This is a genomic window from Escherichia albertii NBRC 107761 = DSM 17582 (assembly GCF_000759775.1).
Taxonomy (GTDB): domain Bacteria; phylum Pseudomonadota; class Gammaproteobacteria; order Enterobacterales; family Enterobacteriaceae; genus Escherichia; species Escherichia albertii.
Genome location: NZ_BBMY01000054.1, coordinates 18,150 through 29,088 on the forward strand (window position 1 = coordinate 18,150; position 10,939 = coordinate 29,088).

Here is a 10,939-nt window from a genome sequence, read left to right on the forward strand (position 1 = left end):
ACCGGGAGGGGGATGATGTCTCAGCCAGCGAAAGTTTTGCTGCTGTATGCCCATCCGGAATCTCAGGACTCGGTGGCAAACCGGGTGCTGCTTAAACCGGCTACGCAGCTCAGCAATGTTACCGTGCACGACCTTTACGCGCACTATCCCGACTTTTTTATTGATATCCCCCGTGAGCAGGCATTGCTGCGCGAACACGAGGTGATTGTTTTTCAGCATCCTCTTTATACCTACAGCTGCCCGGCGTTACTGAAAGAGTGGCTGGATCGGGTGTTAAGCCGTGGTTTTGCCAGCGGGCCGGAAGGAAATCAACTGACGGGAAAGTACTGGCGCAGTGTGATCACCACCGGCGAGCCGGAAAGTGCCTATCGCTATGACGCGTTAAATCGTTATCCGATGAGCGATGTCCTGCGGCCCTTTGAATTGACGGCGGGCATGTGTCGGATGCACTGGTTAAGCCCCATCATTATTTACCGGGCGAGACGGCAAAGCGCACAGGAGCTGGCGAGTCATGCCAGAGCCTACGGTGACTGGCTGGCAAATCCGCTCCCTGCGGGAGGTCGCTGATGGAAGGTTCCGATTTTTTACTCGCGGGAGTGTTGTTTCTCTTCGCGGCGGTGGTTGCGGTGCCATTAGCATCGCGGCTGGGCATTGGCGCTGTGTTGGGATATTTGCTGGCAGGGATTGCGATTGGCCCGTGGGGGCTTGGGTTTATTAGCGACGTCGATGAGATCCTCCACTTTTCGGAGCTCGGCGTGGTGTTCCTGATGTTTATCATCGGTCTGGAGTTGAATCCCTCCAAACTTTGGCAACTACGGCGTTCGATTTTTGGCGTAGGTGCGGCACAGGTGCTGTTAAGCGCGGCGTTGCTGGCGGGATTATTGATACTGACGGATTTCTCCTGGCAGGCGGCGGCGGTGGGGGGCATTGGCCTTGCGATGTCTTCAACCGCAATGGCGTTGCAGCTGATGCGTGAGAAAGGGATGAATCGCAGCGAATCTGGACAGCTAGGTTTTTCGGTTTTGCTGTTTCAGGATCTGGCGGTGATCCCGGCACTGGCATTAGTGCCGTTGTTGGCGGGATCGGCAGATGAACATTTCGACTGGATGAAGGTTGGTATGAAGGTGCTGGCGTTTGTCGGCATGCTGATTGGCGGGCGCTATTTGTTACGTCCGGTATTTCGTTTTATTGCGGCTTCCGGCGTGCGGGAAGTGTTCACCGCCGCGACGCTGCTGCTGGTGTTGGGGTCCGCATTGTTTATGGATGCGCTGGGGCTGTCGATGGCGCTCGGTACGTTTATTGCGGGCGTGCTGCTGGCGGAAAGCGAATATCGCCATGAACTGGAAACGGCTATCGATCCGTTTAAAGGCTTGCTGCTCGGGCTATTTTTTATCTCGGTCGGCATGTCGCTCAACCTTGGCGTGCTTTATACCCATTTGTTGTGGGTAGTGATAAGCGTGGTTGTGCTGGTGGCGGTGAAAATTCTCGTGCTGTATCTGCTGGCGCGACTGTATGGCGTGCGCAGTTCTGAGCGGATGCAATTTGCTGGCGTGTTGAGTCAGGGCGGCGAGTTTGCCTTTGTGCTCTTTTCTACCGCTTCTTCGCAACGCTTATTCCAGGGCGACCAGATGGCGCTGTTGCTGGTGACGGTAACGCTTTCCATGATGACCACGCCGTTGCTGATGAAGTTGGTGGATAAATGGCTATCCCGCCAGTTCAACGGCCCGGAAGAAGAGGATGAAAAACCGTGGGTTAACGATGATAAACCGCAGGTGATTGTGGTGGGCTTCGGACGTTTTGGTCAGGTCATTGGTCGTTTGCTGATGGCAAATAAAATGCGGATTACCGTGCTGGAACGGGATATCAGCGCCGTTAACCTGATGCGCAAATATGGCTACAAAGTTTATTACGGTGATGCCACGCAGGTTGACCTTTTACGCTCCGCAGGCGCAGAGGCCGCAGAGTCTATCGTTATTACCTGTAACGAACCGGAAGACACCATGAAGCTGGTGGAGATTTGCCAGCAACATTTCCCACATTTGCATATTCTTGCGCGAGCGCGCGGACGTGTGGAAGCACATGAGTTATTACAGGCAGGGGTGACGCAGTTTTCCCGCGAGACATTCTCCAGTGCGTTAGAGCTGGGGCGCAAGACGCTGGTTTCTTTGGGGATGCATCCGCATCAGGCACAGCGGGCGCAACTGCATTTTCGACGCCTGGATATGAGGATGCTGCGAGAGCTAATTCCTATGCATACCGATACGGTACAAATTTCTCGCGCCAGGGAAGCCCGACGCGAACTGGAAGAGATTTTCCAGCGTGAAATGCAACAAGAACGACGCCAGTTGGATGGCTGGGATGAATTTGAGTAGAGGATAACGATGGCAATCCGAAAACGTTTTATCGCTGGCGCGAAATGTCCAGCCTGTCAGGCGCAAGACGCCATGGCGATGTGGCGCGAAAATAATATTGATATTGTTGAATGCGTTAAGTGTGGACACCAGATGCGGGAAGTCGATAAAGAAGCTCGCGATCACGTTCGCAAAGATGAGCAAGTTATCGGGATTTTTCACCCGGACTAGCGATATGTGCCGAGTTTTTTTAAGCTAGTGAGTACACGGCTGCAGAATTCCGATACAATCTGCGCCACTATTCTTCCCATGCTCAGGAGATATCATGAAAGTAGCAAAAGACCTGGTGGTCAGCCTGGCCTATCAGGTACGTACAGAAGACGGTGTGTTGGTTGATGAGTCTCCGGTGAGTGCGCCGCTGGACTACCTGCATGGTCACGGTTCCCTGATCTCTGGCCTGGAAACGGCGCTGGAAGGTCATGAAGTTGGCGACAAATTTGATGTCGCTGTTGGTGCGAACGACGCTTACGGTCAGTACGACGAAAACCTGGTTCAGCGCGTTCCTAAAGACGTCTTTATGGGCGTTGACGAACTGCAAGTGGGTATGCGCTTCCTGGCTGAAACTGACCAGGGGCCAGTACCGGTTGAAATCACCGCCGTTGAAGATGATCACGTCGTGGTTGATGGTAACCACATGCTGGCGGGTCAGAATCTGAAATTCAACGTTGAAGTTGTGGCGATTCGCGAAGCGACCGAAGAAGAACTGGCTCATGGTCACGTTCATGGTGCTCACGATCATCATCACGATCATGAAGGTTGTTGCGGCGGTCATGGTCACGATCATGGCCATGAACACGGCGGTGAAGGCTGCTGTGGCGGTAAGGGTAACGGCGGTTGCGGTTGCCACTAATACTGTAAAGGTATCAAAAAAGCGGGTATGTCCCGCTTTTTTTTCGCCTCAATAATGCGGCGGCGGCGTTTCTTCAGCCTGCGAAGCGATGTTTGACGGCTGGCTGGCTTTTAACTTCTCGGTCAGCAGGCGCAGATGATCGCGCAGTTTCGCCATCTCCATTTCATGAGCGGTTACCGTGACGTTCAGTTCTTCAATGGTGATTTCCTGAAAAGCCAGTCGACTCTCCAGCTCTGCCAGGCGTGCTTCCATAGATAAATCCTGCATGGTTCACCTCTTTTGTCGAATAATCGCCGCGGATTCTACTTAACTTTGTTGTCAGAGACAGCATTCATTTTGCAGCATCGAAACTAATTTAAACAAAAAGAGTCTGAAAATAGATGATAATAGAGCGTGTCCGTATGTAGATTTGTTCGACAACGCTTTATAGTACCCTTCTGATAATAGTTAACCCTGGGGTGAGATGCCCCGATCCTGGAGATATGGATGAAATCACTGTTTAAAGTCACGCTGCTGGCGACCACTATGGCCGTTGCTCTGCATGCGCCAATCACCTTTGCTGCTGAAGCTGCGAAACCTGCTGCAACTGCCGACAGCAAAGCAGAGTTCAAAAATGACGATCAAAAATCAGCTTACGCACTGGGCGCTTCGCTGGGTCGTTACATGGAAAACTCTCTGAAAGAGCAAGAAAAGCTGGGCATCAAACTGGATAAAGATCAGCTGATTGCTGGTGTTCAGGATGCGTTTGCGGATAAGAGCAAGCTTTCCGATCAAGAGATCGAACAGACTTTGCAGGCATTTGAAGCACGCGTGAAGTCTGCTGCTCAGGCGAAGATGGAAAAAGACGCGGCTGATAACGAAGCGAAAGGTAAAGAATATCGCGAGAAATTTGCTAAAGAGAAAGGTGTGAAAACCTCTTCTACTGGCCTGGTTTACCAGGTAGAGAAAGCAGGCTCTGGCGAAGCACCGAAAGACAGCGATACTGTGGTCGTAAACTACAAAGGTACGCTGATCGACGGTAAAGAGTTTGATAACTCTTACACCCGTGGCGAACCGCTCTCTTTCCGTCTGGACGGTGTGATCCCAGGCTGGACTGAAGGTCTGAAAAACATCAAGAAAGGCGGCAAGATCAAGCTGGTTATTCCACCAGAGCTGGCTTACGGCAAAGCGGGCGTTCCGGGAATTCCACCGAATTCTACGCTGGTGTTCGATGTAGAACTGCTGGATGTGAAGCCGGCGCCGAAGGCTGATGCGAAACCAGAAGCAGCGGCAGAAGCAGACGCGAAAGCAGCTAAAAAATAAGCATTGAGAACCGCCGCCTGACCAGGCGGCGGTTTTTTTATTGCAGGCCGGATATAATTAGTACTGGAAAGCGGAACCTCCGCTGTATTAATTTAGTTACCCGCATCATTAATGAGCCTGCCCTGAAAAGTTAACGACAGGTTCCTGAAAAGGAGTGCTTTTTTTCATGTCCAGGTCGCTTTTAACCAACGAAACCAGTGAGTTGGATTTACTGGACCAACGTCCTTTCGACCAGACCGATTTTGATATTCTGAAATCCTACGAAGCGGTAGTGGACGGGTTAGCGATGCTCATTGGCTCCCACTGTGAAATCGTTTTGCACTCTTTGCAGGATTTAAAATGTTCGGCCATTCGAATTGCTAACGGCGAACATACAGGCCGGAAGATTGGTTCACCGATTACCGACCTGGCGCTACGTATGCTGCATGATATGACGGGAGCGGATAGCAGTGTTTCTAAATGCTATTTTACTCGCGCCAAAAGCGGCGTATTAATGAAGTCTCTGACCATCGCCATTCGTAACCGCGAACAACGAGTGATTGGTCTGTTATGCATCAATATGAATCTTGATGTTCCTTTCTCGCAGATTATGAGCACCTTTGTGCCGCCTGAAACTCCTGACGTTGGTTCAAGCGTCAACTTTGCTTCTTCCGTTGAAGATCTGGTTACGCAAACGCTGGAGTTCACCATTGAAGAAGTGAACGCCGATCGCAATGTTTCTAATAACGCTAAAAATCGTCAGATCGTGCTAAATCTGTATGAGAAAGGCATCTTCGATATCAAAGATGCCATCAACCAGGTTGCTGACCGCCTGAACATTTCCAAACATACTGTCTATCTCTATATTCGCCAGTTCAAAAACGGCGACTTCCAGGGGCAAGATAAGTAATGCGTTTTGCTATCGTGGTGACCGGGCCGGCATACGGTACGCAGCAGGCGAGTAGTGCTTTTCAGTTTGCACAGGCGCTGATAGCAGAAGGCCATGAGCTAAGCAGCGTTTTTTTCTACCGGGAAGGCGTCTATAACGCTAATCAGTTGACCTCACCGGCGAGTGATGAATTTGATCTCGTGCGCGGCTGGCAACAATTGAATACACAGCACAACGTGGCGCTGAATATTTGCGTGGCGGCAGCATTACGCCGTGGTGTTGTCGATGAAACTGAGGCAGGAAGATTAGGTCTGACATCAGCTAACCTTCAGCCAGGCTTTACCTTAAGCGGACTTGGTGCGCTGGCGGAAGCCTCGCTGACCTGTGACAGGGTGATACAGTTCTGATGAAACGAATTGCGTTTGTTTTTTCTACTGCGCCTCATGGTACAGCTTCAGGCCGGGAAGGATTAGATGCTTTACTCGCCACTTCCGCTTTAACTGATGAACTCGCGGTCTTCTTTATCGCCGATGGTGTTTTTCAGCTTCTGCCAGGACAAAAGCCTGATACTGTGCTGGCACGTGATTATATCGCCACCTTTAAACTGCTGGGCCTGTATGACATTGAACGGTGTTGGGTTTGTGCGGCTTCTTTGCGTGAACGTGGGTTAGCCATGCAAACTTCATTCGTGGTGGAGGTCACTCCCCTCGAACCGGAAGTACTTCGTCAGGAACTCGGCAATTATGATGTCATTTTGAGATTTTGAGACGCCTATGCTGCATACATTACATCGCTCACCCTGGCTGACGGATTTTCCTGCGCTACTGCGTCTTGTCAGTGAAGGAGATGAGTTGCTGCTATTGCAGGATGGCGTCACTGCCGCTGTTGATGGTAACCGTTTCCTTGAAAGCCTGCGTAATGCCCCCATTAAGGTCTATGCCCTTAACGAAGACCTTATTGCCCGCGGTTTGGATGGTCAAATTTCGAACGACATCATCCCGATTGACTATACTGATTTCGTCAGACTTACGGTTAAGCACACCAGCCAGTTGGCCTGGTGATGGCGGGATCGTTGTATATTTCTTGACACCTTTTCGGCATCGCCCTAAAATTCGGCGTCCTCATATTGTGTGAGGACGTTTTATTACGTGTTTACGAAGCAAAAGCTAAAACCAGGAGCTATTTAATGGCAACAGTTAACCAGCTGGTACGCAAACCACGTGCTCGCAAAGTTGCGAAAAGCAACGTGCCTGCGCTGGAAGCATGCCCGCAAAAACGTGGCGTATGTACTCGTGTATATACTACCACTCCTAAAAAACCGAACTCCGCGCTGCGTAAAGTGTGCCGTGTTCGTCTGACTAACGGTTTCGAAGTGACTTCCTACATCGGTGGTGAAGGTCACAACCTGCAGGAGCACTCCGTGATCCTGATCCGTGGCGGTCGTGTTAAAGACCTCCCGGGTGTTCGTTACCACACCGTACGTGGTGCGCTTGACTGCTCCGGCGTTAAAGACCGTAAGCAGGCTCGTTCCAAGTATGGCGTGAAGCGTCCTAAGGCTTAATGGTTCTCCGTTAAGTAAGGCCAAACGTTTTAACTTAAATGTCAAACTAAACTCGTAGAGTTTTGGACAATCCTGAATTAACAACGGAGTATTTCCATGCCACGTCGTCGCGTCATTGGTCAGCGTAAAATTCTGCCGGATCCGAAGTTCGGATCAGAACTGCTGGCTAAATTTGTAAATATCCTGATGGTAGATGGTAAAAAATCTACTGCTGAATCTATCGTATACAGCGCGCTGGAGACCCTGGCTCAGCGCTCTGGTAAATCTGAACTGGAAGCATTCGAAGTAGCTCTCGAAAACGTGCGCCCGACTGTAGAAGTTAAGTCTCGCCGCGTTGGTGGTTCTACTTATCAGGTACCAGTTGAAGTCCGTCCGGTTCGTCGTAATGCTCTGGCAATGCGTTGGATCGTTGAAGCTGCTCGTAAACGCGGTGATAAATCCATGGCTCTGCGCCTGGCGAACGAACTTTCTGATGCTGCAGAAAACAAAGGTACTGCAGTTAAGAAACGTGAAGACGTTCACCGTATGGCCGAAGCCAACAAGGCGTTCGCACACTACCGTTGGTAATCCCTTCGGAGTTTTAGTCACCAGGCGGGCGCTTCCAGTAAGCAGCCCGCTTTGGGCTACTTAAATTGAACGCCTAAAAGATAAACGAGGAAACAAATGGCTCGTACAACACCCATCGCACGCTACCGTAACATCGGTATCAGTGCGCACATCGACGCCGGTAAAACCACTACTACCGAACGTATTCTGTTCTACACCGGTGTAAACCATAAAATCGGTGAAGTTCATGACGGCGCTGCAACCATGGACTGGATGGAGCAGGAGCAGGAACGTGGTATTACCATCACTTCCGCTGCGACTACTGCATTCTGGTCTGGTATGGCTAAGCAGTATGAGCCGCATCGCATCAACATCATCGACACCCCGGGACACGTTGACTTCACAATCGAAGTAGAACGTTCCATGCGTGTTCTCGATGGTGCGGTAATGGTTTACTGCGCAGTTGGTGGTGTTCAGCCGCAGTCTGAAACCGTATGGCGTCAGGCTAACAAATATAAAGTTCCACGCATTGCGTTCGTTAACAAAATGGACCGCATGGGTGCGAACTTCCTGAAAGTTGTTAACCAGATCAAAACCCGTCTGGGCGCGAACCCGGTTCCGCTGCAGCTGGCAATTGGTGCTGAAGAACATTTCACTGGTGTTGTTGACCTGGTGAAAATGAAAGCTATCAACTGGAACGACGCTGACCAGGGCGTAACCTTCGAATACGAAGATATCCCGGCAGACATGGTTGAACTGGCTAACGAATGGCACCAGAACCTGATCGAATCCGCAGCTGAAGCTTCTGAAGAGCTGATGGAAAAATATCTGGGTGGTGAAGAACTGACTGAAGCAGAAATCAAAGGTGCTCTGCGTCAGCGCGTTCTGAACAACGAAATCATCCTGGTAACCTGTGGTTCTGCGTTCAAGAACAAAGGTGTTCAGGCGATGCTGGATGCGGTAATTGATTACCTGCCATCCCCGGTTGACGTACCTGCGATCAACGGTATCCTGGACGACGGTAAAGATACTCCGGCTGAACGTCACGCAAGTGATGACGAGCCGTTCTCTGCACTGGCGTTCAAAATCGCTACCGACCCGTTTGTGGGTAACCTGACCTTCTTCCGTGTGTACTCCGGTGTGGTTAACTCTGGTGATACCGTACTGAACTCCGTGAAAGCTGCACGTGAGCGTTTCGGTCGTATCGTTCAGATGCACGCTAACAAACGTGAAGAGATCAAAGAAGTTCGCGCAGGCGACATCGCTGCTGCTATCGGTCTGAAAGACGTAACTACGGGTGACACCCTGTGTGACCCGGATGCGCCGATCATTCTGGAACGTATGGAATTCCCTGAGCCGGTAATCTCCATCGCAGTTGAACCGAAAACCAAAGCTGACCAGGAAAAAATGGGTCTGGCTCTGGGCCGTCTGGCTAAAGAAGACCCGTCTTTCCGTGTATGGACTGACGAAGAATCTAACCAGACCATCATCGCAGGTATGGGCGAACTGCACCTCGACATCATCGTTGACCGTATGAAGCGTGAATTCAACGTTGAAGCGAACGTCGGTAAACCGCAGGTTGCTTACCGTGAAACTATCCGCCAGAAAGTTACCGATGTTGAAGGTAAACACGCGAAACAGTCTGGTGGTCGTGGTCAGTATGGTCATGTTGTTATCGACATGTACCCGCTGGAGCCGGGTTCAAACCCGAAAGGCTACGAGTTCATCAACGACATTAAAGGTGGTGTAATCCCTGGTGAATACATCCCGGCCGTTGATAAAGGTATCCAGGAACAGTTGAAAGCAGGTCCGCTGGCAGGCTACCCGGTAGTAGACATGGGTATTCGTCTGCACTTCGGTTCTTACCATGACGTTGACTCCTCTGAACTGGCGTTTAAACTGGCTGCGTCTATCGCCTTTAAAGAAGGCTTTAAGAAAGCGAAACCAGTTCTGCTTGAACCGATCATGAAGGTTGAAGTAGAGACTCCGGAAGAGAACACCGGTGACGTTATCGGTGACTTGAGCCGTCGTCGTGGTATGCTCAAAGGTCAGGAATCTGAAGTTACTGGCGTTAAGATCCACGCTGAAGTACCGCTGTCTGAAATGTTCGGATATGCAACTCAGCTGCGTTCTCTGACCAAAGGTCGTGCATCATACACCATGGAGTTCCTGAAGTATGATGAAGCGCCGAGTAACGTTGCTCAGGCCGTAATTGAAGCCCGTGGTAAATAAGCCTCAGGGTTAATACCAAAGTCCCGTGCTCTCTCCTGAAGGGGAGAGCACTATAGTAAGGAATATAGCCGTGTCTAAAGAAAAATTTGAACGTACAAAACCGCACGTTAACGTTGGTACTATCGGCCACGTTGACCACGGTAAAACTACTCTGACCGCTGCAATCACCACCGTACTGGCTAAAACCTACGGCGGTGCTGCTCGCGCATTCGACCAGATCGATAACGCGCCGGAAGAAAAAGCGCGTGGTATCACCATCAACACTTCCCACGTTGAATACGACACCCCGACCCGTCACTACGCACACGTAGACTGCCCGGGCCACGCTGACTATGTTAAAAACATGATCACCGGTGCTGCTCAGATGGACGGCGCGATCCTGGTAGTTGCTGCGACTGACGGCCCGATGCCGCAGACCCGTGAGCACATCCTGCTGGGTCGTCAGGTAGGCGTTCCGTACATCATCGTGTTCCTGAACAAATGCGACATGGTTGATGACGAAGAGCTGCTGGAACTGGTTGAAATGGAAGTTCGTGAACTTCTGTCTCAGTACGACTTCCCGGGCGACGACACCCCGATCGTTCGTGGTTCTGCTCTGAAAGCGCTGGAAGGCGACGCAGAGTGGGAAGCGAAAATCCTGGAACTGGCTGGCTTCCTGGATTCTTACATTCCGGAACCAGAGCGTGCGATTGACAAGCCGTTCCTGCTGCCGATCGAAGACGTATTCTCTATCTCCGGTCGTGGTACCGTTGTTACCGGTCGTGTAGAACGCGGTATCATCAAAGTGGGCGAAGAAGTTGAAATCGTTGGTATCAAAGAGACTCAGAAGTCTACCTGTACTGGCGTTGAAATGTTCCGCAAACTGCTGGACGAAGGCCGTGCTGGTGAGAACGTAGGTGTTCTGCTGCGTGGTATCAAACGTGAAGAAATCGAACGTGGTCAGGTACTGGCTAAGCCGGGCACCATCAAGCCGCACACCAAGTTCGAATCTGAAGTGTACATTCTGTCCAAAGATGAAGGCGGTCGTCATACTCCGTTCTTCAAAGGCTACCGTCCGCAGTTCTACTTCCGTACTACTGACGTGACGGGTACCATCGAACTGCCGGAAGGCGTAGAGATGGTAATGCCGGGCGACAACATCAAAATGGTTGTTACCCTGATCCACCCGA

The 10,939-nt window shown here is 51.0% G+C and carries 14 protein-coding genes; 13 read left to right on the forward strand and 1 reads right to left on the reverse strand.

Annotated features, from left to right (window positions below):
* Window positions 1–15: 15 nt before the first annotated feature.
* From kefG to slyD, 4 genes are all read left to right on the forward strand, one after another.
* Window positions 16–567: a glutathione-regulated potassium-efflux system ancillary protein KefG gene (kefG, locus tag EA14781_RS11490; protein WP_024164694.1), complete on the forward strand. Its 552-nt coding sequence runs from the start codon at window positions 16–18 to the stop codon at window positions 565–567.
* Window positions 567–2,372: a glutathione-regulated potassium-efflux system protein KefB gene (kefB, locus tag EA14781_RS11495; protein ID WP_000399173.1), complete on the forward strand. Its 1,806-nt coding sequence runs from the start codon at window positions 567–569 to the stop codon at window positions 2,370–2,372. Before kefG ends, kefB begins: the two co-directional genes overlap by 1 nt.
* A 9-nt stretch (window positions 2,373–2,381) precedes the next feature.
* Window positions 2,382–2,582 (forward strand): YheV family putative zinc ribbon protein, encoded by a 201-nt coding sequence (locus EA14781_RS11500; RefSeq protein ID WP_001007726.1) that lies wholly within the window; start codon window positions 2,382–2,384, stop codon window positions 2,580–2,582.
* Between the two features lie 94 nt (window positions 2,583–2,676).
* A complete protein-coding gene (gene slyD, locus EA14781_RS11505) occupies window positions 2,677–3,261 on the forward strand; it encodes a peptidylprolyl isomerase (protein WP_000861337.1) in 585 nt (194 codons plus the stop codon).
* Window positions 3,262–3,309: 48 nt separating this feature from the next.
* Here the strand turns inward: slyD and EA14781_RS11510 are convergent, their stop codons facing one another.
* The gene (locus tag EA14781_RS11510; RefSeq protein ID WP_001153620.1) at window positions 3,310–3,528 is read right to left on the reverse strand and encodes a protein SlyX; all 219 of its coding nucleotides are present in this window, start codon (window positions 3,526–3,528) and stop codon (window positions 3,310–3,312) included.
* 219 nt (window positions 3,529–3,747) lie between these two features.
* Between EA14781_RS11510 and fkpA the strand changes: the two genes are divergently transcribed.
* The 9 genes from fkpA to tuf form a co-directional block, all read left to right on the forward strand.
* Window positions 3,748–4,563 (forward strand): FKBP-type peptidyl-prolyl cis-trans isomerase, encoded by an 816-nt coding sequence (gene fkpA, locus EA14781_RS11515; protein WP_000838248.1) that lies wholly within the window; start codon window positions 3,748–3,750, stop codon window positions 4,561–4,563.
* 166 nt (window positions 4,564–4,729) lie between these two features.
* Window positions 4,730–5,452 (forward strand): helix-turn-helix transcriptional regulator, encoded by a 723-nt coding sequence (locus tag EA14781_RS11520; protein ID WP_002460819.1) that lies wholly within the window; start codon window positions 4,730–4,732, stop codon window positions 5,450–5,452.
* The gene (gene tusD / locus EA14781_RS11525; protein WP_001209700.1) at window positions 5,452–5,838 is read left to right on the forward strand and encodes a sulfurtransferase complex subunit TusD; all 387 of its coding nucleotides are present in this window, start codon (window positions 5,452–5,454) and stop codon (window positions 5,836–5,838) included. The genes EA14781_RS11520 and tusD overlap by 1 nt, the downstream gene beginning before the upstream one ends.
* A complete protein-coding gene (tusC, locus tag EA14781_RS11530) occupies window positions 5,838–6,197 on the forward strand; it encodes a sulfurtransferase complex subunit TusC (protein WP_000820729.1) in 360 nt (119 codons plus the stop codon). The genes tusD and tusC overlap by 1 nt, the downstream gene beginning before the upstream one ends.
* Before the next feature lie 7 nt (window positions 6,198–6,204).
* A complete protein-coding gene (gene tusB / locus EA14781_RS11535; RefSeq protein ID WP_000903391.1) occupies window positions 6,205–6,492 on the forward strand; it encodes a sulfurtransferase complex subunit TusB in 288 nt (95 codons plus the stop codon).
* A gap of 125 nt (window positions 6,493–6,617) precedes the next feature.
* Entirely contained in the window at window positions 6,618–6,992 is a 375-nt protein-coding gene (gene rpsL / locus EA14781_RS11540) for a 30S ribosomal protein S12 (protein ID WP_000246815.1), read from the forward strand.
* Window positions 6,993–7,088: 96 nt separating this feature from the next.
* Complete coding sequence (rpsG, locus tag EA14781_RS11545) at window positions 7,089–7,559, forward strand: 30S ribosomal protein S7 (RefSeq protein WP_001138043.1); 471 nt, start codon at window positions 7,089–7,091, stop codon at window positions 7,557–7,559.
* A 96-nt stretch (window positions 7,560–7,655) separates the two neighbouring features.
* The gene (fusA, locus tag EA14781_RS11550; protein ID WP_000124700.1) at window positions 7,656–9,770 is read left to right on the forward strand and encodes an elongation factor G; all 2,115 of its coding nucleotides are present in this window, start codon (window positions 7,656–7,658) and stop codon (window positions 9,768–9,770) included.
* 70 nt (window positions 9,771–9,840) lie between these two features.
* On the forward strand, window positions 9,841–10,939 hold a 1,099-nt coding region (gene tuf / locus EA14781_RS11555), incomplete at its 3' end, for an elongation factor Tu (RefSeq protein WP_001506638.1).

What these genes read in the sequence shown, in the direction of transcription:
- tusC (WP_000820729.1), top strand. Translation starts at nt 5,838, where the DNA reads ATGAAACGAATTGCGTTTGTTTTTTCTACTGCGCCTCATGGTACAGCT.
- kefB (WP_000399173.1), top strand. Translation starts at nt 567, where the DNA reads ATGGAAGGTTCCGATTTTTTACTCGCGGGAGTGTTGTTTCTCTTCGCG.
- slyD (WP_000861337.1), top strand. Translation starts at nt 2,677, where the DNA reads ATGAAAGTAGCAAAAGACCTGGTGGTCAGCCTGGCCTATCAGGTACGT.
- fkpA (WP_000838248.1), top strand. Translation starts at nt 3,748, where the DNA reads ATGAAATCACTGTTTAAAGTCACGCTGCTGGCGACCACTATGGCCGTT.
- rpsG (WP_001138043.1), top strand. Translation starts at nt 7,089, where the DNA reads ATGCCACGTCGTCGCGTCATTGGTCAGCGTAAAATTCTGCCGGATCCG.
- EA14781_RS11520 (WP_002460819.1), top strand. Translation starts at nt 4,730, where the DNA reads ATGTCCAGGTCGCTTTTAACCAACGAAACCAGTGAGTTGGATTTACTG.
- tusD (WP_001209700.1), top strand. Translation starts at nt 5,452, where the DNA reads ATGCGTTTTGCTATCGTGGTGACCGGGCCGGCATACGGTACGCAGCAG.
- fusA (WP_000124700.1), top strand. Translation starts at nt 7,656, where the DNA reads ATGGCTCGTACAACACCCATCGCACGCTACCGTAACATCGGTATCAGT.
- EA14781_RS11500 (WP_001007726.1), top strand. Translation starts at nt 2,382, where the DNA reads ATGGCAATCCGAAAACGTTTTATCGCTGGCGCGAAATGTCCAGCCTGT.
- kefG (WP_024164694.1), top strand. Translation starts at nt 16, where the DNA reads ATGTCTCAGCCAGCGAAAGTTTTGCTGCTGTATGCCCATCCGGAATCT.
- rpsL (WP_000246815.1), top strand. Translation starts at nt 6,618, where the DNA reads ATGGCAACAGTTAACCAGCTGGTACGCAAACCACGTGCTCGCAAAGTT.
- EA14781_RS11510 (WP_001153620.1), bottom strand. Translation starts at nt 3,528, where the DNA reads ATGCAGGATTTATCTATGGAAGCACGCCTGGCAGAGCTGGAGAGTCGA.
- tusB (WP_000903391.1), top strand. Translation starts at nt 6,205, where the DNA reads ATGCTGCATACATTACATCGCTCACCCTGGCTGACGGATTTTCCTGCG.